The 26,731-nt window shown below is 27.4% G+C and carries 23 protein-coding genes and 1 other RNA gene; 2 read left to right on the top strand and 22 right to left on the bottom strand.

Features of this window, described 5'->3' with window-relative positions; translation table 4 throughout:
• Nucleotides 1-69: 69 nt before the first annotated feature.
• The 14 genes from SHELI_RS00560 to deoD all read right to left on the bottom strand — a co-directional run bounded on the left by SHELI_RS00560 (nt 70) and on the right by deoD (nt 17,054).
• The gene (locus SHELI_RS00560; RefSeq protein ID WP_069115846.1) at nt 70-2,652 is read right to left on the bottom strand and encodes a hypothetical protein; all 2,583 of its coding nucleotides are present in this window, start codon (nt 2,650-2,652) and stop codon (nt 70-72) included.
• Nucleotides 2,642-3,406, bottom strand: coding sequence for an ABC transporter ATP-binding protein (locus SHELI_RS00555; RefSeq protein WP_069115845.1), 765 nt, complete (start codon nt 3,404-3,406; stop codon nt 2,642-2,644). Before SHELI_RS00555 ends, SHELI_RS00560 begins: the two co-directional genes overlap by 11 nt.
• A 13-nt stretch (nt 3,407-3,419) precedes the next feature.
• Nucleotides 3,420-5,555 carry a hypothetical protein gene (locus SHELI_RS00550; RefSeq protein WP_069115844.1) on the bottom strand — a complete coding sequence of 712 codons (2,136 nt, stop codon included), beginning with the start codon at nt 5,553-5,555 and terminating at the stop codon, nt 3,420-3,422.
• A complete protein-coding gene (locus SHELI_RS00545) occupies nt 5,545-6,297 on the bottom strand; it encodes an ABC transporter ATP-binding protein (protein WP_069115843.1) in 753 nt (250 codons plus the stop codon). The genes SHELI_RS00550 and SHELI_RS00545 overlap by 11 nt, the downstream gene beginning before the upstream one ends.
• Before the next feature lie 214 nt (nt 6,298-6,511).
• Nucleotides 6,512-6,775, bottom strand: coding sequence for an HPr family phosphocarrier protein (locus SHELI_RS00540; RefSeq protein ID WP_069115842.1), 264 nt, complete (start codon nt 6,773-6,775; stop codon nt 6,512-6,514).
• 55 nt (nt 6,776-6,830) lie between these two features.
• Nucleotides 6,831-8,999 carry an ATP-dependent helicase gene (locus SHELI_RS00535; protein ID WP_084449214.1) on the bottom strand — a complete coding sequence of 723 codons (2,169 nt, stop codon included), beginning with the start codon at nt 8,997-8,999 and terminating at the stop codon, nt 6,831-6,833.
• Nucleotides 9,000-9,001: 2 nt separating this feature from the next.
• Nucleotides 9,002-10,192 (bottom strand): serine hydrolase domain-containing protein, encoded by a 1,191-nt coding sequence (locus SHELI_RS00530; RefSeq protein WP_069115840.1) that lies wholly within the window; start codon nt 10,190-10,192, stop codon nt 9,002-9,004.
• Entirely contained in the window at nt 10,185-10,889 is a 705-nt protein-coding gene (locus SHELI_RS00525; RefSeq protein WP_069115839.1) for an RDD family protein, read from the bottom strand. Before SHELI_RS00525 ends, SHELI_RS00530 begins: the two co-directional genes overlap by 8 nt.
• A gap of 13 nt (nt 10,890-10,902) precedes the next feature.
• On the bottom strand, nt 10,903-11,871 hold the full coding sequence (locus SHELI_RS00520) for a glycosyltransferase family 2 protein (RefSeq protein ID WP_069115838.1): 969 nt from the start codon (nt 11,869-11,871) through the stop codon (nt 10,903-10,905).
• 80 nt (nt 11,872-11,951) lie between these two features.
• Nucleotides 11,952-13,316, bottom strand: coding sequence for an asparagine--tRNA ligase (gene asnS, locus SHELI_RS00515; RefSeq protein WP_069115837.1), 1,365 nt, complete (start codon nt 13,314-13,316; stop codon nt 11,952-11,954).
• Between the two features lie 11 nt (nt 13,317-13,327).
• Nucleotides 13,328-14,407 carry an alpha/beta hydrolase gene (locus SHELI_RS00510; protein ID WP_069115836.1) on the bottom strand — a complete coding sequence of 360 codons (1,080 nt, stop codon included), beginning with the start codon at nt 14,405-14,407 and terminating at the stop codon, nt 13,328-13,330.
• Nucleotides 14,408-14,555: 148 nt separating this feature from the next.
• A complete protein-coding gene (locus SHELI_RS00505; RefSeq protein ID WP_069115835.1) occupies nt 14,556-15,341 on the bottom strand; it encodes a MurR/RpiR family transcriptional regulator in 786 nt (261 codons plus the stop codon).
• A gap of 36 nt (nt 15,342-15,377) precedes the next feature.
• Nucleotides 15,378-16,331 (bottom strand): tRNA (adenosine(37)-N6)-threonylcarbamoyltransferase complex transferase subunit TsaD, encoded by a 954-nt coding sequence (gene tsaD, locus SHELI_RS00500; RefSeq protein WP_069115834.1) that lies wholly within the window; start codon nt 16,329-16,331, stop codon nt 15,378-15,380.
• Nucleotides 16,332-16,349: 18 nt separating this feature from the next.
• Nucleotides 16,350-17,054, bottom strand: coding sequence for a purine-nucleoside phosphorylase (gene deoD, locus SHELI_RS00495; RefSeq protein ID WP_069115833.1), 705 nt, complete (start codon nt 17,052-17,054; stop codon nt 16,350-16,352).
• Between the two features lie 99 nt (nt 17,055-17,153).
• On the opposite strand from deoD, the gene SHELI_RS00490 reads away from it, so the two are divergent.
• The gene (locus tag SHELI_RS00490; RefSeq protein WP_069115832.1) at nt 17,154-17,717 is read left to right on the top strand and encodes a hypothetical protein; all 564 of its coding nucleotides are present in this window, start codon (nt 17,154-17,156) and stop codon (nt 17,715-17,717) included.
• 3 nt (nt 17,718-17,720) lie between these two features.
• On the opposite strand, the gene trmB is transcribed toward SHELI_RS00490, so the two are convergent.
• The 4 genes from trmB to ssrA all read right to left on the bottom strand — a co-directional run bounded on the left by trmB (nt 17,721) and on the right by ssrA (nt 22,245).
• Nucleotides 17,721-18,365: a tRNA (guanosine(46)-N7)-methyltransferase TrmB gene (gene trmB / locus SHELI_RS00485; RefSeq protein ID WP_069115831.1), complete on the bottom strand. Its 645-nt coding sequence runs from the start codon at nt 18,363-18,365 to the stop codon at nt 17,721-17,723.
• 2 nt (nt 18,366-18,367) lie between these two features.
• Nucleotides 18,368-19,828, bottom strand: coding sequence for a magnesium transporter (gene mgtE / locus SHELI_RS00480; protein WP_069115830.1), 1,461 nt, complete (start codon nt 19,826-19,828; stop codon nt 18,368-18,370).
• A gap of 12 nt (nt 19,829-19,840) precedes the next feature.
• Nucleotides 19,841-21,787, bottom strand: coding sequence for an EAL domain-containing protein (locus tag SHELI_RS00475; protein ID WP_069115829.1), 1,947 nt, complete (start codon nt 21,785-21,787; stop codon nt 19,841-19,843).
• A gap of 47 nt (nt 21,788-21,834) precedes the next feature.
• Nucleotides 21,835-22,245, bottom strand: a transfer-messenger RNA (tmRNA) gene (gene ssrA / locus SHELI_RS00470).
• A 115-nt stretch (nt 22,246-22,360) separates the two neighbouring features.
• Here ssrA and SHELI_RS00465 point away from each other — a divergent pair.
• Nucleotides 22,361-22,798, top strand: coding sequence for a GNAT family N-acetyltransferase (locus SHELI_RS00465; RefSeq protein WP_069115828.1), 438 nt, complete (start codon nt 22,361-22,363; stop codon nt 22,796-22,798).
• A gap of 42 nt (nt 22,799-22,840) precedes the next feature.
• Here SHELI_RS00465 and SHELI_RS00460 read toward each other — a convergent pair whose 3' ends face one another.
• The 4 genes from SHELI_RS00460 to rnr form a co-directional block, all read right to left on the bottom strand.
• On the bottom strand, nt 22,841-23,794 hold the full coding sequence (locus tag SHELI_RS00460; protein ID WP_069115827.1) for an L-lactate dehydrogenase: 954 nt from the start codon (nt 23,792-23,794) through the stop codon (nt 22,841-22,843).
• A gap of 99 nt (nt 23,795-23,893) precedes the next feature.
• Nucleotides 23,894-24,142, bottom strand: coding sequence for a hypothetical protein (locus tag SHELI_RS00455; RefSeq protein ID WP_069115826.1), 249 nt, complete (start codon nt 24,140-24,142; stop codon nt 23,894-23,896).
• 16 nt (nt 24,143-24,158) lie between these two features.
• A complete protein-coding gene (smpB, locus tag SHELI_RS00450; RefSeq protein ID WP_069115825.1) occupies nt 24,159-24,599 on the bottom strand; it encodes an SsrA-binding protein SmpB in 441 nt (146 codons plus the stop codon).
• Nucleotides 24,600-24,623: 24 nt separating this feature from the next.
• Nucleotides 24,624-26,717 carry a ribonuclease R gene (gene rnr / locus SHELI_RS00445; RefSeq protein WP_069115824.1) on the bottom strand — a complete coding sequence of 698 codons (2,094 nt, stop codon included), beginning with the start codon at nt 26,715-26,717 and terminating at the stop codon, nt 24,624-24,626.
• Nucleotides 26,718-26,731: the final 14 nt, after the last annotated feature.

Here is a 26,731-nt window from a genome sequence, read left to right as displayed (position 1 = left end):
AATAGTAGTTATTTTCTTTTATTTTTATAAAAGATTTTTTTAAATAAAAAAACGGGATAAACCCATTTTTTAGAATCTTGATTTACTTCTATACAACAAGAATAGTAGTGCTGTAATTGCTAATGAAAGTGCTAAATATGTGAAAGCTGCTCCAATTACTGAGAAACCAAGACCTTGTTCTAAAGGCGTTTTTTTGAATATTGGTTCTACTACTTTATCATTATTACCTTTATTTGTGAAAGAAAGGTAAGCCTTGAATGTACTTGACTGTTCTTCTGAACTTGAAGCCCTACTTGATGAAGAACTATCACTATTTGGTGAATACTTTCAATAATTAATTTTATCAATTGGTTGTAAATAGTATTCTTGACCTTCTTTTTTCAATTCTAATCCAAGAGAAGTTATGTTACCTTTTGAAAAACTGAATGGGAACAATGATTGTATATCAGACATTACCATAGGTAAAGTTAATTCTTGTCCTGAAGTACTTGGATCTAAACTATCTGATAGATCTAGATAAACTTTGTTATCATGTATACTATAATTTTTCATATCTGCTATATTGTATTTTTCAGTATTACTTGATGTGCCAGCACCATTACCGTATCTAGAATTTAACAATTCAGATGAACTGTTTACTACAGAATAAGCTCCTAATTGTTTAATGTTTGAAACATTTGTTGTCATACCCCTGCTAAACAATAAATCTCTATCTTGGTACCATAGATCTTTGGCAGCATCACTTCCAACTAATCCTGTGAACATTAAACCAAAATGATTTAATAGGTTAATAATAGTTGATTGAACTCCTTGTTTTTCCAAAGTGTCATATGATTTTAAAGCTTCTGTATATCTTAAATTATTTGAACCAATATAACTAAACAATTCATCTGCTGAATAACTCATAACACTCATTCAGTTTTGTGTTATTAATGAATTTATCATCATAAGTTCTGGATATCTTTTATAAGTTGCCATTACTGAAGATATTTTTTCATTAGTGTCAACACTCGAACTACCCAAAGTATAAATATTTGTTTTATCAGGCAAACTTCTAAAAACTGATTTTAGGTTATTAGTTGAATTAAATGCAGAGCTTCTTGTTTTATCTCTTGAGAATAAAATTTCATTGTAATTTTCGTACTGTCATTGAATGTAATCTAATAGATTTTTATATTCAGGAAACTCTTTTTTAAGTCATTTAACCATTCCAGATATTTCTAAATTAGTAATAGTTGATGAATCACCACTACTAATACTTTGACCAACCAATACTCCCCCATCAAAATTAGGATAAGAGATTGGTGCCTCATTATCTGTGAAATAAGATTCTCTAACTTTATCAAACATTTTTTGTAAAATGTTATTTATTTCTAAACCACTAAAAATATTTTTGGTTTCAATTTTTGGTAATTCTATATTACTGTTTAAAATTAATTTTTGTTGATCTTTTTTATTGATTTGATAATCTTCGTATGGTGGATAACCTCCATTGTAAGGAGGTTTTTGATTTCCTTCACTTGAGTTGCTAGAATCAATAACTTCTTGATTTAATTTATCTATTGTAGATACATAATCGCTATACAAAGTATCTAAATCTAAGTTAAATTGTCCCCCAACAAAACCCCGAAATATCGCTGACATAATTGGTTGATAATTACTGCTTGATGAGCTTGAACCGTTATCATAACTAGGTTTTCCGCTGTTTCCACTATTGTTTCTTGAGTTAGTTTTTCCTTCTGCAACAAGATTTGTATCAAAAAGATCAAGTGAAAGATTTTTAAAGTGCATTACTTTTGCGTTGTTATTGATTGTTTGTAAAATATTAGTGTCTTCAAAAATCTTTTTAATACTTTCATCGTTGGCAAATTTTTTATAAAAATCATTGGCAAAAATAAGTTTAGCGTTTTTATTAATAACAATTTTTTGTTGTCTTAATTTTTCTGGTGATTCAGAAGAAACAGAATTCATTACCACACTAATTAATGGTGATAAAGCCACAACAAATCCTAAAAATATATTAGCAAATGTCCCCATAGCCACTGATGAAATTAGAGCAATTAATGACATTACTGGGAATCAAATCAAACTAAACATCATTAAGAAAAGAGGTGGACTTATAACAATACTTTCGAATGTCATTGATTGATTTTGATAAGATGATCCAATAATCAAACTTATTATCAAAAATACTAAAATATATGAGTATGTAACAATCACATATGTAAAGATTCTTACCAAATATGACTTTATTAAAGCCACTCCTGCTCTTGCCTCAATTTGTTGTATTCCTTCAAGAATAGGCACTTTAAACAAACTTATAATTAAAATAGATGCAAAAACTATGAAGAAAAATAGTACAAATATATATCCCATACTTGTTGGGATTGTTGAAGTAGAATAGTCAAAACTAAATCCTGTAGACATTGAGACTCCAATACCTGTAATTATTAATGCAATAATCAAAAATGTTAATCCTGTACCAATACCTGATTTTAAGGCAAATGTTTTTCTAATATTTAAGAAAAACAATAATCAAACTCCATTAACTTCTGGCAACTTGAATGAAATTTTTTTCTTTGGCTTTTTATTTTTAGTAACGACACTATCAATAGTATTGTTTATCTCGTTAAAACTTTGATTATTTTCCATTGCGTCGTCCCCCAAATTCATTTTTTTCATAAATATTTTTTAGAAGTTTAATGTTATCTGTTTTTTCAGCCATTGTTTTTTTGTAAATTTCAGCTATACTTTCAGTTTTATTGTCAAAATCTTTTTCGTAAACTATTTCTCCATTTTTAATAAGTATCAAGTAGTTTGCAACTTCTTGAAGTTCTTCTAAAATATGACTTGTAATTAAAATTGTTACACCAATATTAGAAAGCTCGTGCAAAATATTCATAAATGAGATTTTTGCTTCTACGTCTACGTTGGCGGTTGGTTCATCAAATACAATGAATTCTGGAGATCTCACAAGAACACTAGACATGATTGCTCTTTTTTTTCAACCAGCTGACAAGTTACCCATTTTTTTGTGAACATATTGTTCTAAACCAAGCATTTTGTAGACAGCATGAGATCTCTCTTTTGTTTGTTTCTTTGTCATACCATTTACAGCACAAATATAATTCACATAATCTTTCAAAGTCATATCCATTGGGACGTTATTTGAGTCTGGGAAAAATGCTACTCTTTGTAAGTTTTCGTTTTTAAATAGACTTTCACCATCCATTAATATTTCACCTTTATCAATTCTTAACTCTCCAAACATAGCCTTAATTGTTGTGGTTTTACCAGCACCGTTATCTCCAACAAAAGCTACGACAGCACCTTTTTTAATTGTGAAACTCACTTGATTTAAAGAAAAACCACCTAAGTCTCTTGAAACTTTTTTTAATTCTATCATTTTGTAATTCTCCTTAAACTTTTATTTTTTTGTTATAGGCTAGATAACCTAGATATGATAGTGGTGCCGCTATCAACAAGTAAATTGCAAATGCCAATGGAATAATAAAGGCTTGTTTGTATTTTATAGAACCAGCCTCTAAAATAGGTCTTAGAGGTGTATAACTTTTGTTATATGTTGGTAAGTATTTTTCATAGTCTAGAATATTTGATACTGATACTGTTTGTCCTTGATATATTCCTGAAGTCATTGAACTATTATACGAATCATTAATAGAAGGATTTGTGAATATACCCGAAGACATAACACCGAAGTGTCTTGAAATATCTGTTGTTAAACCTGAACCAGCTTTTGCTTGATTATAGTAATTATATAAATCATCTGGAGAACTCAAGTTTAATGTAAATACTTCATATCAGCAATTTATAATAAATCAATTTAAAATTGTTAACTCTGGATGTTTATAATACATGTCAGCAACTTCTATGTTTTTGTCATATATAGCTTGTTGCTCTTCTGTTAAATCTGCAAGACCTGTTTTTCCTCAATCTGGGTTATCAGTTTCGAATGCTCCACCACTTACAAGATCTTTATAGTCGATTGTTAATCCAATAGAAGATGAATAACCACCTTCCATATAACCAGTTGTTTTTAACTGACTTGTGTAAAAATGATTTTTTGATTTAAATTTTGAGGCTGTTCTATTATCTAATAAGTATGGACTTTGATTACCTAAAATTTTTGCCTCACTTGCAATGAATATCGGATAATATTTTGAATAAATATCTCTTATGTTAGAAATAAGTGATGAATACTCAGGAAGTAAATCGATAAGTTTATTAGTAAAGTTTTCTATCATTACATTTGATGTTGGTTCACTTTGGTAGTTATATTGTGTGTACTGTGTATAAAACAATGGTGAAAGTTTAGAACTATTATCTGCCGAAAATTGATTTTTGTGTGTGTCTACTGCATTATATATTGCATCTAAAACTTTTTGTATTGTTGTATTTTCAAAAATACTTTTTGGTTTTCCAACTATATAAGATCAATCATAATTTGATTGTCCTATATTCAATGAGTTGTAAAGCATCGTACTTGATATTATATTATTAAAGTTAGTGCTAAATTGTCTAGTTTCACTGTTATAAAAGTTTCATTTTGTTTTTCCTGAAGCAAAGTCAGACTCAGTTAAAGGCAATTGTTGTGAACCATAATTTCCAAATAGTCTATTATTTGAAAAATCTAATCTTAGATTTTCCATTGTGTCACTGCTATTTTGTGACATTTTTTGTATATTACTTTCTAGTTGTTTTAATGTTGTAGATTCACCATTAGAATTTGCTTCATCACCAAAAATTTCTTTTCCATTATTTGTGTCTTTCAAGTTATTGTAAAATTCATTCAATAAACTTAGTTTTAAAGAGTAATCATCAGGAGCTTTCATACTACCAGTAAATTTAAATTTTAATGATGAAAAAACTGGTGTTAGTGTAAACACAAACATTACTACAGTTGCGAATAAAGTTCCAACCATTGTTGATGAAAAAATTAGAATTGGTAGCATTATAAGTAAAATGATGATTGATAAAAATCCTAAGAAAAAGATTTGTGAGTAAACAAATGATGCATACAAAGCAGCTGGTGGATTAGTCATTTGTTGATAAATAGCCCCAAAAATAAATAATATTATTGTGGCTACCATACTTATTGTGAAAGATACAGAACATCTAATAGCATATGATTTTCATGAAACCAATCCTGCTCTTAATTCAATAGCATGAATTCCTGATTTTTTTTGTTTTTTAAACAAAAAAAGCAAATGTAATAAAACAGCAAAAACTGTTGATATAGTACCCATTGCATAGATCAAAGTTTTATATAAACCTAGTTTATTTATATCTTGAGTCAAAATACCGTTATTTACTTCAACCACAATAAGTGACATAGTTAGTATTAAATGTATAAAAAAACCAACTAAAACTCCTGGGTTTCTAAAAGCCATTTTAAGATTTATTCCATATATTACAGAAGTATTAACTTTGTGGCTCCTAACTTGTTCTAAGTTTTCAGCTAAAACAAAGTCTTTTTGTAATTTTCTAGCCTTTTTACTAAGCTTAACATCTAATTCTTTATTATTAGTTTCCATTATTATTCTCCTTACCATATAACATATGTAATATTCTTAAGTCTTTAATTGGGTGCTTCATATGCTGTTTATACACATCCATAATATGTTCTTTTTTGTTATCAAAGTTATCTGCATAAACTATTTTTCCTTTTTTAATAAGAACTAAATAATTTGCAACCTCTTGTAATTCCTCAATAATATGACTGGTGATCAAAACAGTTATTCCTTGATTGATTAGTAAGTGTAAAATACCCATGAAATATAATTTAGATTCAACATCCACGTTAGCTGTTGGCTCATCAAATATTATGTATTCAGGTTTTCTAATTAAAACACTTGCCATGATGGCTTTTTTCTTTCAACCAGCTGATAACTCTTTAATATATTTATTTTTGTATGGTCTTAATTCTAGCAGTCTATACACATCATCTATAATTTTTACAGCGTCTTTTGTTTGTATTCCGTGTGCAGCACAAATGTATAGCATATAATCGTGCACTCTAATATTCAGAGGTATACTGTTTGAATCAGGAAAAAATGCTATTTTGGTTAAATTATTATTACTAAAAAGATTTTGACCATCCATCAAAATTTCTCCACTATCAATTTTTAATTCCCCAAAAATAGCTTTAATGGTAGTTGTTTTACCAGCACCATTATCTCCAACGAAAGCTACTACAGCTCCTCTTTTTATCTGAAAACTAACATTATCTAACTTGAAGTTACCAATTTTTCTGGACACATTTTTAAGTTCAATCATATACATTCTCCTTTTTAATTTATAGTTATGATTATAATTATTTTAATTAAACATAAACTAAAATTTTTTTTATATTTAAAAATATAAATTATATTTATATTATATAGAATTTTTAAAAAAATATTCCATTGAATATTAAATATATAGAGTAATTTTTTAAAAAAAGATAATAAAAAAGCAACATAGTTGCTTTTTTATTATCTTTATAACCCAATTAAATTATTGAGTTGTCTTTCATGGCTTGTTCGATAGCTACAATAGCTTGTTTTTCGTCATCCCCTGATGCTTCAATTGTGATTTCTGCACCTGATTTAACAGCTAATGCCATAACGTTCATAATTGATTTTAGATTACCTTCTTTTTCTCCGCACTTGATTTTAATATCAGAAGCAAATTTTGAAGCTTCTTTTGTTAAAACAGATGCAGGTCTTGCGTGCAATCCAACTGGATCAATCACTTTTGCTGTAAATGAAGTCATATTTAATTCCTCCTAACATTATATATTATATATATAAAATCTTACTTTTTTATAGTTATTTTTTCTTTCAAGAGTTTGAATTTATTGGTATAGCTTTTACACCAAATGCTGGATTAATAAAAGCGATTTGGATATATTTGTCCATAACCTTGTCCACGATTCCTTCTCCAAACATCATATGCTCAATGACGTCACCCTTCGAAACTGCTACATCGTGATTTAACTTTATATTTTCTTTTTTTTCAAAATATACTTTTTGGCTTGTCATATCTGTTGGATTATGGAAAAATATGTTTTTTTCAAGTTCATATAGTTCTGGATCAAGTTCAGTTATAAACCTACTTGCTCCCAATTCACCGCTAGATATGTATGAATATTCACCAACTACATAAGATATGTATAACAACTCTTGTGCTCTAGTTATCGCAACATAAAGCGCTCTTCTTTCTTCTTCTAATGCTTCGATAGAAGATAAACTCATTCTTGATGGAAAAACATCTTTGTTTACACCAACAATAAAGACAACTTTATTTTCTAGCCCTTTAGCTGAGTGTATTGTCAAAAGGGTAACTTTATTGGGAACTTCAATATTACCATCAGAATTAATGCTTAAAGTTTCTTCTTGTAAGAACTTTGTTAGTCTATTTACCCTACTAGCCTCTTGCTCATAATCTTTATCAAATTGAGCCATTTGATCATAATAAGCCTCTAAATTTTGTAATGCCTCTTGGTCTTCTTTGCTTTTTAGATCTAAAATTTCTTTATATCCTGACAAATTAACAAGTTTTTTACAAATGTCTAATACCCTCTCGTTATTCATAAATAGTTTGTACCCCTCATTAAGAGCGTTGGCTAAACTATTTAAATTTTTAGAAATAGTAATTAATAAATCTTGTCGTTGTGTTATTAAATCAAATAAGCTCAAATCATTTCTGCGTGCACAATCAATCAATTTTTGCGCTGTTACTGGTCCAACTTTTTGAACGAAAGAAAATACTCTTTCAAAAGACAATTCATCTTGAAAGCACACAACCTTTAATAAGGCTGTAATATCTTTAATAATTTTTCTCTCTCTAAATTCAAAACCCCCAACTAATTGGAAAGGTATTTTGGAGTTAGAAAATTCTTTTTCAAACTCAAAAGACCAAGCATTAGTTCTATAAAGCACATAAAAATCAGAATATTTATATTTTTTTTCTTCAACTAGCTCTTTGATTTTTTTAGCAACATATTTAGCTTCAAAATTTCTTGATGCACATTCCTTAACAGCAACAATAGTACCCTCTTTTTTATTTGTAAAAATATCTTTTTTTTCTCTATTTTTATTATTGTCTATAAAGCTATTTGCTAAATCTAAAATCGGTTTTGTTGATCTATAATTCTGATTTAATTGTACAGTTCTTGCATTTTTAAATTCCTTTTCAAAGTTCAAAATTATATTAACCTTTGCTCCTCTTCATGAATAAATTGTTTGGTCCGGATCACCAACAACTGTTAGGCAACCTCTTCCGTTTGTAATTCACTTAACCAAGTCAAATTGAATATAATTTGTATCTTGAAACTCATCAACCAATATATAACTAAATCTATTTGCTCATTTTTGTCTAACTTCTAAATTATTTTTAAATAGTGTATGAGCTTTTAAAAGTAGGTCATCAAAATCAAGCAAATGATTTTCTAAAAGATATTGTTGGTAATCCCTATAAACTTTTGCAAATTGTTTATCTTGATTATTAAAAGAAGACTCATAGGCTTCCTCTCAATCTGTTAAAGAATTTTTTCATCTACTAATCTTAGAGATTATTTTTTTTTCAGGTTTTGATTTTTGATCGACAATATCTAAACTTTTTAAAATTCTTCTTATAATCCTGGTTTGTTCCGATGTATCAATAATGGTAAAATTTTGTTTAAGATTTAGAAGTTCAAATTCTTCTCTCAATATTCTTACACAAAAAGAGTGGAACGTCATAATGTGATTAACTTTATATAAGTTATTTGAAAGTTTCAAGATTCTTTCTTTCATTTCGTTGGCTGCTTTATTTGTAAAAGTAACAGCCAAAATCTTGTTGGGTAATATATTTTCTTTTTCTATTAAGTAGGCAATTTTAGTTGTGATTACTCTTGTTTTACCACTACCAGCTCCTGCAATTATTCTTAACGGTACGTCCGTTGTAATGACACTATCTAATTGTTGTTCATTTAAATTTTTTAAAAATTCTGCCATGATTACCTCTTAACTATTTTCAAATTTTCCAAATCACTATAAAATGCATCAAAAAACTCAGACTCTACCAACTTGTTATTACCGGGTTTTGAACTAAGCATAACATTCATTGTTATTTGATTTTGTGGGTCAACCAATCCTGTTGAACCCAATAAACCATCTCAACCAAACTCACCAATATTTGTTTTTGGAAAATGATCATTTGATAATCGAACTCTAACTCCATAACCATATCCATAATCTTCATTTAGAGTTCACTTAAATGATTCTTGAATATCAGAAATTTGATTAGTGCGCATTTCTTTTATTAAATCAAAATCTAAGATCTGATTACCATTTTCATCCTTACCATCTAATAAAAAATTTAAAAACTTATTGTAATCCTTAGCTGTAGTTACTAGCCCAGCTCCGCCCATTGCTATTGGTGTTTCTTCATAAACTTTTTGAAACAAAAAGCTAAATCCATTAATTTTTTGTAAGTTATATCCATCATCTTCATATATTGCATTATAAACACAAGCTTCTCTTTCTTTATCTCATACATAAAATTTACTGTCAAACATATTTAAAGGTTTAAAAATTTCTTCTGTTACAAATTCATAAAATTTTTTTTGTGAAACTTTTTCTATAACTGCAGATAAAACATCTAGACCTATGCTATAAAATCATTGTTCACCCGGTTGAAATGCTAATGGTATCTCAGATAAGTTTGCACAAAAATCATCATAATTTCAAAATTTACCCTCATGTAATGAGACATACTCTCTCAAAAAACTTGTTAGTTTTTTTTGTGTTAAATTTTTATTACCATGATAAGTGAAACCAGCACTCATAGTTAGTAGATGTTTCATTGTTATTTTACTTTTTTGATTTTCTAAGTCATTACTATTTTCATCAACTAAAACTTTTGTCATTTTAAATTCTGGATATATATCTTCTAAAAAAGAATCTACTGAAATTAATTTTTTCTGTACCAAAATTAAAAACGCAGCTACAGTAATTGGTTTTGTCATAGAATATGCTCTAAATAATAAATTCTCACTCATTTCTGATTTTGTTTCTAGGTCATTGTATCCTAATGCTTTAGAAAAAATAACTTTTTTTTCATGAGAAACAACCATAACAGCACCAGCAAAATATTTTTTAGAAAAAAAATCTTCTAATTTGCTAATAGAATTTTTAAAATTAGTCATCGTCTTCATCCTCCAGAACTAAATCATTTAAATCGACAATACCGGGTCTATTTTTGTCCAAGTGAATATGAGATTCGTTTGGTTCTTCTATTTTTTTATTTATTTTAATTGTTTTTAATTTATGTAATATGATTGTATTTCTTTTTATATCGATTGATGATAAATGATTTTTTTGTAATACTATTGTAATACAAATATATAAATATCAACAAAAATAAAATAAATAACTTAAATTTTGCAAAAGTATTATTAAGTTTTCAGCATCCTCGTCCCTTTTGCCTTCATTTGTAACTTTTTGAAAAACTAAAATAATTATTATTTGAAAAAATATTTGAATAAAAGTTGGTATGAAAACATAGTATATTTCTCTATAAAAAACATCCCTAAATAATAATTTTTTTTCATCTGATTTTTTTATTCTTAAATTAAATATTAATTTACCAAAAGAATTTCCTTTTAATATAAAAGACAAAACCACCAAGTAAAAAAATAATACAAGTAAGTTGACAGCAACTGAAACAAATGCTGACGATCAATCTCTACTAGGATAAAAAAAGAATAAAAAAATTGTTGGTATTGAGCAGAATAATAAATCAAAAAGTCTAGCAAAAAAAACTCTACCTAAATGGGGAGTTTTTAATTCCAATATTTCTTCAACAACCTTATCATTGTTGTTGTTTATTTTTAAATTAGACATTTAAGCTCCTTTATTATTTTGCTTGCTTTAAAATATCTTTAATATATTTACTAAAATCTAAACATACTTCTGTAAATTCTGAATCTCTTTTTTCTATAAAAACTTTGTTGTTTTGAATAAAGTCTTCTCTTTTGTCGGAAAATTTTTTTAATACAAAGTTTGCAGCTTTTTTAATTAGTAACTTATTATCGTATTTGATAATTAGTCATAATCATATATGACACATAGCTTTATAGTATGCATAATTTAAATAATCTTTCAATTCTTTATACTTAGCAATTCTTCTATAATAATTTGTGATATGTGTTCATTGGTTAACTTGATCAAATGCAGAGTGTTGTACTGGTTGAATACTTTTTTCTTCTAAAAAGTTATCTCCTATGTAAATATAATTTTCTGTTTGTCCTAAAACTTTGTAAACAAAAAGCAAATCAAACCTAACGAATCTTCTAAACCTAAACCCGAAATCTTTGAGAAGTTTTAATCTATATATTTTATTAAATAGAGATACATTAGTTAAAGCAAAAGGATGAAACTCTGATTTTAAATTATAAATTTTGTTAGATTCTAAAAAAACTTTTGTTTCTTCACCTTCACCTAAATCTGTAAACTTAACTTTATACTCCAAGACATCAATTTTATTTGTTGCATTTCTATCAATTACATTTTTAATTTCTTCTACATAATTTTTATGTACATAATCACCTTGACCCAAAAACTTTATGTATTGTCCTTCAGCCAAATCTATTGCGTTGTTTCATGAAACTGAGGCTCCTTGAAATGAACTATTCAAAATCAACTTTATATTTTTACTTTTTCAAAATAAATTTTTTACATAATCATTTTTTGCGTTTTCAAACATTGTGTTGTCACAAATTAATATAACTTCATAATCTTCATTAGTTTGTGTAAAAATACTATCTATTGATTTTTCTAATGTATTATGTTTTCCGTCTGTAACTAAAACAAATGAAACTAGCATAAAATAACCCCCTTTTATTCTTTCTTTATCGTTAAATAAATTTTAACATTTATTGTTGTAAAAATTTATTTAATAATTTGCTAGAATAAAAGGTTTTTTGGTGTTCTCGGGAATGGCAACACATCCCTTATGTTTGAAGCACCAGTTATATACATAACCAATCTTTCAAAACCTAAACCAAATCCAGCTGATTTAAAGTACCCAAATTTTCTAAGATCTAAATATCATTTTAACTCTTCAGTATTAATATTCATTTCTTTACATCTTTTCATTAATAAATCATAGTTATCTTCTCTTTGACTTCCACCAACAAGTTCACCTATACCAGGAACAAGTAAATCAACCGCAGCTACAGTTTTACCATCATCATTTTGTTTCATATAAAATGCCTTAATTTCTTTAGGATAATTTATTAAGAATGTTGGACATTTATTAACAACTTCACATATATATTTTTCATGTTCAGATCCTAAATCCATTCCGAATTTGATATCGTTTTCTTCAAACTTATGTCCATTTTTCACTGCTTGTGATAAAACCTCTATAGCTTCTGAATAAGTATTTTTAACAAAATTTGAATTTTTTATATTTTCTAATTTTTTTATTAATCCATTTTCTAAGTTTTCATCACAAAAATTTAATTCATCCATATTATTTTCAAATATGTAATTTATTACATATTTCAACATATCTTCTATTACTTTTATATTTCCTGTTAAATCAATAAATGCAATTTCTGGTTCAATCATTCAGAATTCTGCTGCATGTCTTGAAGTGTTTGAGTTTTCTGCTCTAAATGTTGGACCAAATGTATATGTTGACTGAAATGCTTGAGCAAAAGACTCAGCGTGAAGTTGACCAGAAACAGATAAGTTTGCTTTTTTACCAAAAAAATCTTCTTCATAATTATTGTCAGCTCTTGTTGTAACTATAAAAGATTCACCAGCACCCTCAGCATCATTTTCGGTAATAATAGGTGATGTTAAATAAACATAATTATTTTTTTGAAAAAACTCATGAATAGCAAAGGCCGCTGCACTTCTCAATCTAAAAATTGATTGAAAGGTTTTTGTTCTTGCTCTTAAATGTGAAATCTCTCTCAAGAACTCTGGTGAATGCTCTTTTTTTTGTAAAGGATAATCTTCAATTGATTGATCCAAAAGAACAAGTTCAGTTGCTTGCACTTCAAATGGTTGTAGTTTATCAGGAGTTAAAACAACCATACCAGTAACTTCAATAATACTGCTAACTCTTGCAGATTGTATTTTATCAAAACCTTTAACATCGGCTTTGTAAACAATTTGTAAGTCTTTTAAAGTTGTACCATCATTTAAAACAATAAAACTAACAACCTTTCCTTGTCTGTGGCTTCTTACTCTTCCTAAAAGTTTTATTTCTTTTTTCTCGTATTCTTTATATACTTCGAATATTTTTTTTACGTCCATAATGAACCCCCTTATTTTAATTCTATTGATAATCTGTCTAATTTGTCATAATCGAGTAAGCTTCATTCATCTACTAGCTTATTAAAATCTTCTCAATTATTATCTTGCTGTGCTATGAACTCAGCCAATTTATAATTATAAGTTTTGAAATGCATTCTTATTGATTGTGTATGCATTGCATAATAATAAACTTGTCATTGATCTTCATTGAAGTTTTTGGATCTGTGCAGTAACAACTCATACGTATCTGTTGGCGGTGTTACTTTATCATCTTTACTGTGAAAAAATAAGGTTGGGTATTGTGCTTTATATCCATCTCTTAAAAGTTGAAAAACACTTGCCTCATTCAAATCAACATCCGTTTCTTTTTTGTTGTGTTTTTCAATAAATCTTTTTACAAATTGTTTGGTTTTTCTTTTTCTAATAAATCATAAGTAGATATTTTTAACATGCATCAATAATCTAAATACACTTCCGTATGTACAATCTGATACAACAAATTTAAAATTAACATTTTTCAACTCTTTGGCATATTTTAATGAACAATAGTTAACACAAAATGCACCCATACTTGTTCCCATAAAAGATAAACTGTCAATTACTTCATTTTGTTTTAATCAATCAACGGCTCCCATTAAGTCATTGATCTCTCTTGCTCCCATTGTAGTTGTAGTTTCTGTTGATTCACCATGTCCTCTAAAATCAAAAACTAAAACATTATAACCCATTTTTATAAAAGTTTTAGCATGATGTAATGCTCAATTTTTATAACTTGCAAATCAATGTGCTGCTATTAGTCACTTATTGCTATTTTTATGTGGCTTATAAGTATAACCAGCTAGCTTAATTCCATCTCTAGCTTCAAATGAAAATTTCTGAATGTTTTCTAAATCTTCAATACATAGTTCTGGTCTTTTATAATATCTTCTACATATATTATTGGTTCTTACAAAACTTCTAACTTCTGGTCTTAACTTTTTTACCTGATGTTTTGGAGGTTCAAATGGTTTTTCCAAATTACGATAAAAAGATCTAAATCCTTTTTTAATTTTATTTAGTAATGTATCTTTTTTCTTGTATTTTTTATCCACAAAAACCTCCTATGTTAGTAAGTTGCATATTAATTATACTACTTTAATAATTATAGAAACATTAAATAAAGTGTAAACTTAATAAAACTTTAGTTATAATAAAAAACTTTTAACTGCTTAGCAATTAAAAGTTTTAACTTCTTTACTATTAATCTTGTGAATTTAAATAGTGATAAATTAATAAATCATTAAAATAGTTAAATGGTACAGAATTTGATATATGACCTTTGTAAATAGTCTTATCTGGATTATCAACAATTAGTGTGTGAATCGCAGACAAATATTGTGTAATATCATTTGATGCTATTTTACCTGATACATAAATAATTTTACGCCCAAACTTCCCTATACTCTCTATAAAATTATTTAATCTAGTAGAATTTCCATATCTTGTGTAAAAAACAAATACATCATTTTCAATTGAAGAGTTGATACGGTCTCTTAAAATTTCTTGATCACTATCTAGTAAAACTGAGTTGTATCCTTCTTTATAAAAAAAGTTAAATAGTTCTTGTGCTGGACCAGAAAGCAAGTTCTCTCAGTAACAAAAGAATATTCTTGCTCCATGTGCATTTTTAATTATATTCAAAGTTTCAAATATTGATCTTTTTTCAGTTAACGCATAATTTTGCTTAATTAAATTTATATAACCAGCAACAACATTTTCATCATTTTTCGCAATATTAATGTCTTGATTCTCAGCATCGTTTGCCAATGAAATAGCAAAGTCACGAAAACCTTTAATATTAAGCTTTTTTAGAAGTCCATATATAGCGCTATATCCTGTACCCGCTTCTTGTGCCATCCTTTCAATTTTCATATTCGTTTCAACAATCTCTTTTAAATGATTTTTAATATAATCCACTATTTTTTTTTCTTTGGTTGTTAAATCTTTCTCATCAATAGTAGTGAGTTTACTAAGAAACGATCTCATTAATTTTGTTCTCCTTTGTAGTTATTAATTAATAAATTATTTTTTGTTAATTAAGTATTCATTACATAATTTGGCCATCATGGCTGCGTTATCATTACAATATTCAATTTTTGGTATAATTGTTCTACCTATATTATACATTGAAGATATCTCAAAAATTTTTTTTCTTAACATTTTATTTGCAGAAACTCCTCCAGCTATTGTTAATGTTTTGGGTTTGTATATCTTGATCGCTTTTTCTAGTTTAGTTACCAGAGTATCAATAGCGGTTTTTTGAAAGCTTGCACAAAAATCTAAAATGTTTAATTCTTTATTGTTTTGTTTTATTTTATTTATAAGATTAAGGCTTGCAGTTTTTAATCCAGAAAATGAAAAATCTAGTGTTTCATCGTTTTTGCTTATTGGTAGTTTATATTTTAATTCATTGCCTTCTTGAGCAAGTTTATCAATTTTAGGTCCACCTGGATATCCCAAACCAACTGCTCTTGCAACCTTGTCATAACATTCACCAACAGCATCGTCTTGTGTAGTACCAACAATTTCAAATGATAAAGATTTTTTTATGTATACAAGTTGTGTATGACCACCACTTACAACTAGAGCAAGTACTGGATAATCAAAATCTTCTTCAATGCTTGCTGCATAAATATGACCTTCTAAATGATTTAACTCCATGATTGGTACATCCAAATATAGAGCAATTGTTTGAGCTACTAATTTTCCAACAATTAAACTTCCAACTAAACCCGGCTTAGCTGTGTATGCAACTTGGTTTATTTGTTCAATTTTAACACCAGCTTCTTTTAATGATGTTTGCAAAACATATGCAAAATTTTTTACATGAAGTCTAGAAGCTAGTTCTGGAATTACTCCACCAAATTCTTCATGATCTTTTATCTGTGATGATATAATATTGGATTTGATTTTACCATCAACCATTATTGATACACCAAACTCATCACAACTAGATTCAATTGCTAGTATATTCATATAAATCCTTTCTTGTAATTATAATTTTATTGCTGCCTCTAACGCTAACTCGATCATTGTTAAAAAATTATTTTGTCTTTCTTCAGGTGTTGTTTCTTCTTTAGTTATAAAACTATCAGACACTGTTAGTAAGCATGCTGCTTTTTTGTTAATTGCAATTGCATTTGAGAACAAAGCGTATGATTCCATTTCAACAACATCTAAATTATTTTTTTTTGCAAATTCTAGTGAACTTTCAAATCTGTAAAATACATCGGATGAATGAGCCAAACCTTTGTGAGTTTTAATACTTTTGTCTTGTGCAACTTGTTCAATTACATCAAAAACTTCTTGACTTGCAGGAATAATATTGCTGTCAATATTAGCAGCTATTTTTGCATAGTTACTTTCTCCAAAAGCTTCTTTAACATTGTAAATGTCATAAACATTTATGCCTTCTTTATAACTTCCACATGAACCGACTCTAATTATGCAGTCTACATCATAAAATTTATAAAGTTCATATGAATAAATTCCAATACTTGGACATCCCATTCCACTTCCTGCTATAGTTACTAATTTATCTTTATACTTACCTGTGTACATGTACATATTTCTAACTTCATTGACTAATTTAACATCTGTTAAAAAAGTCTCAGCTATTTTTTTAGCTCTTAATGGATCTCCTGGCATTAAAACTAATTTTGCTATATCTTCTTTTTTTGCTTGTATATGTGGTGTCATAAATTACCTCTACTTTACTTCTTAATTGATTTTACTAGTTTTTTCATAAAAGTAAAACAATGTTTATTATTTATATATAATAGTTTTAGGTGATATATTTTGGATTTTAAACTAATTAAACCAATTTTAAAAAAACCTATCTTATGATTAGGTTCTGGAATTTTTGCAATCATAATCGCAATTTTAGTTACAGTATTTTCTATATCAATATCTAAAAGTGAAAAAATAGTTTGAGCATCACAACTTATATTAAACTTTTTATTATTATTTTTAATTACTTTATTATTAAATTTGTCAAAAACATCGGTTAGTATTTTCTTAGATGTTTACACTGAGAAAAATTTAGAAACAAACGAAATAAAAGTAGAGGTTAAAAAAAGTAGATATTGTCATATATTTATTTGTTTATTTACAATAATATTTTTTTTCATAGAATTAACAAGTGGATCACAAATAAAAAACGTATCTTGAGCAGAGTATGCTAAATCAAATTGATGAGTTTTTTTTATTGTTTATATTTTTAATATTGCTCACTTTTATTTTTTATTTTCATTTAATCAGTATTTATTAAATAATAGCGATGTTTTTAAAAACAGCTATATTGAATGATATGAAAACACTAAAAAAGAAATTAGTGATAAAAAAAATAAAACTATTGACTAAATTCTATTTTATAGCAATAATTTTATTTATATTTTTATTTTGACTATGAAATTTTTCTTCGTATTCTGTTGCAATATTATTTTCTAATTGATTTAAATCACTATATAAATCATTTGTTTGATAAACAATTTTAAACTTTGATGTTTGAAGTTGTTCTAATGAAAAACTATATAGATTATCATTATCAGTTTTTATTTCAAGCTTACCATCTTTTTTTAAAATTTTATAATACACTTCAAGAAACTTGCTATAGGTAAGTCTTTTTTTATAATGTCTTGTCTTAGGTCAAGGATCAGAAAAGTTTAAATATATTCCGTCAAATGTTTCTTCTTCAAATAATTCATCTAAGTTTTCGGCAAAAGTATTTAAAAATTTTATATTTTTAAAATTGTCTCCTAATGTACTAATGGCATTTTTAAGTGCTACGCCTACTACAGTAGTTTCTTTTTCCATAGCAATAAAGTTTTTATCTAAATTTTTGATTGCATTGTTTATTATAAATTTTCCTTTACCACAACCAATTTCTAGAAATACTTTAGCCTCATTTTTAAAATAATTATTTATATTTATTTTTTGATTATCCTGAATTAAATGTTGCTTATTAATTTCTAAAAAATCTTTTGTTCAATTTTTATTTCTTAATCTCATAATTATGCCACCAAAAGATATGCATAAAATACATAACCTATTGAAAAAAATAATGCTGTTGATATTCCATCCACCACAGTTGATATTATTGGTGACGCCATTGTCGCAGGGTCCATTTTTATTTTTTTAGCTATAACTGGCAAAGTACTTCCAATCAATTTTGAAAATATAACTGTTAGAAAAATTGTTATAGAGACTGTTGCTAAAGCATATCATAATTCTTTATGATTTATGTCACCCTTATATTGAACTGAATAAATAATTATTAATCTTAAAAAGTTTACACCAACTAAAATAATTCCTGTTATTAATGCAACTCTTAATTCTTTTCAAATTATTTTTAATATATCTTTACTATAAACTTCACTTAAAGATAAAGCTCTTACAACCATAGTTGCTGATTGGCTTCTTGCAAAACCACTTGTTCCATATATAACCGTTAACAATGGTATTAACAATATTGTAACAATGTAATTTATTGATCAACCATTCTGGTATACATTTTTTTCTTCGCTATTTAATTCATATAAACTCATAAATAATAAAATTATCACTTGAGAAATTGTAGCGAACAACATCAAAAATAGTAAACCGATTCCTCTAGACTTAACCATTTTTCACACACTTGTTTTAAAGTACTCTTCTTCTGTTGGAGCAATACCTGCCATTTTGTGAATGTCTTCTGTTGTTTCTTCTTCTAAAACATCTAGAACATCATCAACAGTTATGATACCAACTAATTTATTTTGACTATTTATTATTGGTAAAGTTGTAATGTCATATTTTTTAAAAATATTCACAACCTCTTCTTGGTCTGTTGTTGTATTGGCTAAAATAATTCTATCTTCCATGATATCTTTTATTAAAGCATCACGGCTAGAAAAAATTAATTTTTTCAACTCAACTACACCTTTTAAATTATTTAAATCGTCAACTACATAAAAAAAGTAAACTTCTTCAGACTCATCTCTTTCTTTTTTTATTAATTCAATTGCTTCTTTAACTGTTGAAGTTAATAAAAGTTTAGTGTAGTCAACAGACATTATACTACCAGCGGTGTAGTCTGCATATTTCAAAATTGAATTTATTTGTAGTCTTGATTCAGGTGTTGTTGATCTCAAAACCTTTTTTACTAAGTTGGATGGTAACTCTTCTAATATATCCACTATGTCATCGGTGAAAATATTATCAAAAAGTTCTTTGATCTCTTTTGAAGAATAGGATTTAATAATCTCTTCTTGAATGTCATTGGTGAAAAAAGTAAATATCTCAGCCATTTGATCTGTTGATAAAATTCTCAATGCTATAATTAATCTTTCTAGAGGAAATTCACTTAAAGCTTCTGCTAAATCTGCGGGGTAGTAATCATTAACCATTTTTCTAAATAAATCTACATCACTGTTTTTGAGAATTTTTTCTAATTTTTCTGCTAACTCCTGCGGGGATAACAATTTCTTTTTCATTTTTGACTCCTCCTATTTTGACAATAAATATTTTAATTCTGGATCAATCGTTTGTTGTGGTTCTAATGAGTGACCAATTAGACTACCCTCAAAGTATTTTACACCAGTTTGTTTTAAAGTTTTAAACATCATATATGTGTCTACATTTGTTGCAACCAGTTTTCCTTCTATTTTTTTAGCTATATTAACCAAGTTTTTAACAAGCGTTTCAACCTCTTTGACAAAATTTATTTTTTTAGCAATAGTTCTATCCATAAATAAATAGTCTGGTTTATAAATACTTATTAAATTATAGTCTGTAAATTCTGAACCAAATTCTGATATTGATATTTTTATACCGGATTTTTTTAAACTATTTATATTTGATTCTAACATTTTTTTATTTTCTACTTCCTCAGTTATGTTAAAATTTAAAACTAAAGTGTTCAAATTTATTTTTAATGATCGCAATTTTAATATAAATACTTCGTAATCAAATCCATCACTAGAAACAAATATTGAATCATAGTTAATTACATTAATATAATTTTGATTTTTATATTTTGCAATCGACTTAGCTGAATTTAATGCAAGGTATCGTAAAAACAAACTTACCAAACCATATTTTTTTATGACCTCTCATCGAGGTTCAAATAAGGATGAATTTACTTCAATCCCATCAATCGAGTTGTTCAAATAAAAGAAATCAAAATTTTTTGTTGAGCCATTATAAATTGGTTGGAACACTGATACACAGTTGTTTAAAGATACTATTTCGTTCAATGTTAATATTTTTTTATTTTTGTTCTTTTCATTCATTACTTTCATTGGATCAACTATTGTTACATTTTTAAATTCGTTTGACGAGAATAGTCTTTGCATAACAACATTGTAATCAAATAAAGTTTCTAAACTACTTGATTGTATACCATAAAGAGAAACAATTCCTTTAATTTTAATACTTACCTTGAACTTTTCAAATTTATATACACTCTGTACCTCACCTATACATGAACTTAATTTTGCTAAAAAAGTTTTTTGCTCATCTTCCCCAACCAAATCTAAAATATTTTCAAATGGTATAAATACTCCAAAAGTTTTGTAATTCGGTTTAAAAAATATGGCTTCACTAAAACTTTTTAGAAATTCATCATGTGCTTGTTTGGCTATTTCTGAAACAACAGCTTCTCTGATAGAGTTGCTTACTTTTTTTTCAAACATGTCATAATTTGAAATATAAAAAGTAAAGTAAGCTCCATATCTAGTTTTTTCTTCATGAATATATCTTAGTATTTCGTCATGTGCTGATGCTTGATTCAAATAAAACTTATGATCATATGAAACTACATTCTGAAGTTGTATAGCGTGTTTATGAATTTGGTTAATCATAGAAATATATGCATATGTTAAGTATCCGATACCCAATCATAATAGTATTGTTACTAAAAAATCTATTACTCCTGATTGTTGTATGTTTGGTAGTACACAAGCCAACGCTGTTGCTAGTGATGCAATGGTTGTTATTGATCAAGCACTTCACGGAGTACCTTTTTTTGTAAAATAATTTATTAAATACATAGCAAAAGCAACTGAGTAACTTATACCAACTATTATTTTTATTTCTAAATTGTTTAATGATCCATAGTATTGTGGAAATAAGTTGGGAAATACTGTCAAACCCAAAATATTACAAACAAAAACTCCTAATGAAGCATAAATTGAAATAAATAATAAACAAGTTCAAAATAAAAAAATTGGTAGCAGTATGGTTAACAAACTATTTTGGTTACCATTTGCAGAAATAGTTAGTATTATTACTCCAAACATTGAGATAACTCCAAAAATGACACCAAGAGTTAACTCATAATATATTTTTACCCTTTCAAAGATATGTCTCGATAAACCTCAAGTTATTGTATAAACAATTGCTGTTATTGCAGTATAAGAAAGACATGCAATTATTGAAGATAATATATTCATAAATATAGTTACATTCCTTTCTTATATTACAATTTAAATAAAAAAAATGGTGGAGATGGCGGGAATCGAACCCGCGTCCAAAATACTCCGAACCACAACTTCTACAGTTTAGTTTCTTCTAACTTACACTGTAAACCAACAGAAGAAACGAGATTTCATCTACAGCGTTAGTAATATTAATTCAAATATGCTTATTACTAAAATCACATATTCTATGGTACTTGGTAATACGTTAACTTGGTAAGCACCAAAAATCCTTGCTAACGTTGAATGCTATAAAGACTAAATCTTTATTAGGCAGCTAAAGCTACCCCAGCTGATGCATTATTGATCATGAATGCTGGCATTTCAAATTCATTTTGTTTTTTGTTTGCATTTTATCAAACCTAGAAGTCATTAGGTGACCAATCCACTGCCGTTATGGACGAGACATATCCTGTCGAAACCGGGACACCCCCATACATTAATTATAATTTATTCTAGAAGAAAAAATAAACTTTTTTGTTAAATTCAATATTTTTTTAGATAACAGCAATGTGGTATTATGTATTTATTGTTGTTAAGGAGAAGAAAATGAATATAAGTTATAAAACATATTTAGGTCAAAATAATGGTGTTTATAAAGATGCTGTAAAACTTAGATGAGCCACATTTGTTGTTGAACAGAAATGCTATGATGTTCCAGACGAAGATGAAAAAGATCTGATTTCACAACACGTTGTTGGATACTATAATAAAATACCTATATGTTGTGCAAGAATTTTTGTAAAAGATGGTTTTTTAGTGTGGGGTAGAATTGCAGTGGATATTAATTTTAGAAAAAATAACATTGGTATAAAGTTATTAAATTTTTTAAAAGATTTTTCAAAGAGTAATTTCGACTTTGACGAGGTGCATATACATGCCCAGTATTATGCAAAACATTTTTATGAAAGAGCTGGCTTTGAAAGTTATGGCGATAAATTTATAGAAGATGGAATAGAACATATAAGTATGAAACTTAAGTTATAAAAATCCTACACAAACTTGTGTAGGATTTTTTATTATTAGTGATTATTTTATAGCTGCTTGAGCTGTTTTGAATACCTCTGATAATTGAGTACATGATTTTCTTAAACCTTGTAATTCTTCTTCAGATAATCTTCATTCAATAATTTCTTCTATACCATGTGCACCAACAATACATGGAACACTAATATATACATTTTCAACACCATATTGACCTTTTAATAAAGCCCCAACCATTAAAGAAGATTTTTCATCATTAAGAATTGATTTAACGATTCTTGCTAAACACGCTCCGATTCCATAAAATGTTGCTCTTTTTTTCTCAATGATTTTGTAAGCCATGTTTGTAGCATCATCTTTAACTTGTTGTAGTTCATCAATTGTTATAGCCCCTTCTTCAACATACTCTAAAATTGATTTACCCATAACAATAGATCTACTTCATACAGCAACTGATGAATCACCGTGTTCACCAATTAGGTAAGCTTTAACTGATCTAGGAGCAACATTTAATCTTTCTCCTAAAAGTTTTCTCAATCTTGATGAGTCAAGAGTGGTTCCAGAAGAAATAACTCTATTTGATTCATATCCTGTTACTTCTTGATAAACATGAGTTAGAATATCAACTGGGTTTGATGCAATAACAGTAATTCCATTAAATCCAGATTTTTTAATTTCTAATGCTATTGATTTCATAATTTTTGCATTATCTGCAACCATTTCTAATCTAGTTTCCCCAGGTTTTTGTGGTCTACCTGCAGTAATAACAATTACATCAGCATCTGCACAGTCACTGTAAGTTCCTGCTTTGATACTACTAAATGGACTGGGTAACACAGCATGACTATCTGATAAGTCCATTGCATTTCCTTCTGCTATATCATTTACAACATCAATTAATACATAATGTGATGCAATTCCTTGATTAATTGCTGAATATACGAAGCTAGTACCTACAGCTCCACATCCAACTAAAACAACTTTTCTACCGTTTGACATATTTTTTCTCCTTTATTGTTTTTTAAACAATTTCATATTACCACAAACTAAACAACTATTTGTTATCTTAAAATAATTGAAAATTTTTTTTAATTATTTTTACTGAAACATCAAAATAACTGATCCAACACCCATTATCAAACAAAGTCCTATCAAGAAGGAAAATAAATGTTTTTTAATAAAAATTCAAACTCCTGCTCAGCCTGTATAATTTACTTCTTTTAAAGTTATAATTTCAGCAGCTGCCGCTCTTTTTTTATCTAAAAGTAGTTTTATAATAATTAAAATAATCATCAATATTAAAAAAACTATAGAAATGGTTAAAAATATTCATTTATAAGAATCCATGTCTAAACCCCCGGACTTACTTAATTTTATTTAAACGTCTTTCTATATCTCTTTTTTTGATAGTCTCTCTTTTATCTATAAGTTTTTTACCCTTACCGATTCCGATTTCCAGTTTTGCATAATTGCCCTTTAAATACAACTTTAATGGAATTATGGTTAGATTTTCTAATTGTACTCTTTTTAAAATTTTTTTAATTTCATCTTTATTTAGCAATAGTTTTCTAGTTCTTGTTGGGTCTTGTTTAACATAATTAGCATACTCATACTTTTTTATATTCATATTAAGTATTTCAACTTGTCCTTTTCTTATTAAAATAAATGATTCATCGATAGAAACTTCTTTTGCTCTAATAGATTTTATTTCTGGTCCCGTTAAAACAATTCCAGCTTCTCAAGTATCTAAAATTTCATAATTAAAATAAGCCTTTTTATTCTTTAAAAGTATGTGCTCTCCCATAATTATGACTCCTTACAAAAATGATTATACTAGCACAAAGTCAATAATTCTTTTTTTTACATCAGCATTTTTAACTTTTATTTTAACTTTTTGACCAAGTCTAAACACTTTATTTTGTTTGTTTACCAAGATATTGGTTTTGGGATCAAAAGTAAATTCTGGAAGTTCAGATATGTGAATTAGTCCTTCAACGCAATTTGATAACTGAACAAATAACCCAAACTTCAAGACAGCAGCAACTACCCCTTCATACTCTTTCTCAATATGTTTAGTCATAAACTCTGCCATACAAACTTTATTTACTTCTCTTTCGGCATTAACTGAGTTTTTTTCTGTTTCATTAATTATTTTACAAGCTTTATTTATAAATTTTTCATTTAAATCAAGTTTGAAATCTCGTAAATCTTTATCAATCAAATATTGTTTTAAATATCTATGGACCATTAAATCACTATATCTTCTTATCGGACTTGTAAAGTGGGTGTAGCATTCACTAGCTAAACCAAAGTGACCTATATTTTCAAGTTCATATGCAGCTTTTTCCATAAACTTAAGCAATGTAACATTGATAACATCTCTTTCTGTTTGATCCTCAATCTGTTTGGAAATTTGGTCTAATGCCATTCTTATAGTTTTGGGATTTACTTTTTCTAAATCTGTAAGTTTCACATTAATACCCAAAGCTCTAATCAAAGTATGTCATTCAATCAAGTTTTCTTCTTTAGGAGCACCGTGGTTTCTATAAACATATGGTAGATTTTTTTCAAAAATTATTTGTGCAACCGATTCATTAGCACTAACCATAAAATTTTCGATTAGTCTTTCACTAACTCCTCTATCTCTTGGAACTATATCTACTACATTGCTTTCTTTATCCAGAACAATTTTTGGTTCAGGAACATCAAAATCGATTGAACCTCTTGATACTCTTTCTTTATCAATTAATTCATGTAGCTCTTTTGAAACCAAAAGCATATCAACAATTTCTTTATCTCTATTTGAAACATTTTTTTCAAATAAATCATTTACTTCTTTATATGTTAGTCTTGCTTTTGAATTCATGATTGATTCATAAACTTTTTTGTTTTTCATAACTCCATTATTATCAAAATCCATTTCAGAAACCATACAAAGTTTATCTTCATTTGGATTCAAACTACAAACTCCATTTGAAAGTTTTTCTGGAAGCATTGGAATTACTTTATTTGCAAGATAAGTCGAATTACCTCTATATAAAGCTGTGTTATCTAAAGGTGAAAAAGGTAAAACATAATAACTTACATCAGCAATTGCTACAAATAATTTATATCCGTCCTTAGTTTTTTCCACGTAAATTGCATCATCTAAATCTTTTGAGTCAGAACCATCTATAGTTACTAAATTTTTATCTACTAGTGAGTTTTTTAATCTTCTTTTTACTTGTTCATCTTCATAGTTAATTGGTATTGCAACTTGGTCTGCATTCTCTAATGTTTGTCTATTAAAATCTGGGTTTATATTAAACTCATATGCAATTGAAATAATTCTGTCAACAGCTTTATTTGAGTCACCAATTATTTTTTGAATTTTGGTGAATAGTTTTTTTTCTTTTACATTCAAAATTTTGACTTTAACTAGTAAATCTTTTTTTAATTTAAAATCCTTTGAATTAATCATTACAATTCTGTAATTTTTAAAACCGGGTTCACTAGGGATAAAATCTAAAAAACGACCATCTCTTGATGGCTGAATTTCTCCTATTAAAAAAGATTTAACCCTTAAAGAAATATCTTCAACATTTGCACGATATCTTTCTTCGCTTTCTTTGTAAACTGTAAAAACAACTTCATCAGTTGTAATTGATTTATTAAGACTATCTGGTGGTACAAAATAATCTTGTTCCACATCATTTAAATCTTTTACAAAACCAAAGCCTTTTTCATTAATTTTAATTGAACCTACTTTATATTTTTCCCCAATAAAATAAACTACATTTTCTTTTGACCAACTAATTTTATATTGATCTTGTAGCTCTTTTAAACAACTCATTAAAAGTTCTTCATCTTTAAAAGTTTTAAGTAATTCATTTAAATGTAGTTTTTGTTTTTGTTTTATTAGAGATAATATATTTTCTTCCATAACGTTCTATTTTA

It is taken from the genome of Spiroplasma helicoides, from assembly GCF_001715535.1.
GTDB classification, from domain to species: Bacteria; Bacillota_I; Bacilli_A; order Mycoplasmatales; family Mycoplasmataceae; genus Spiroplasma_A; species Spiroplasma_A helicoides.
This window is presented reverse-complemented; position numbering and strand designations above follow the sequence as displayed.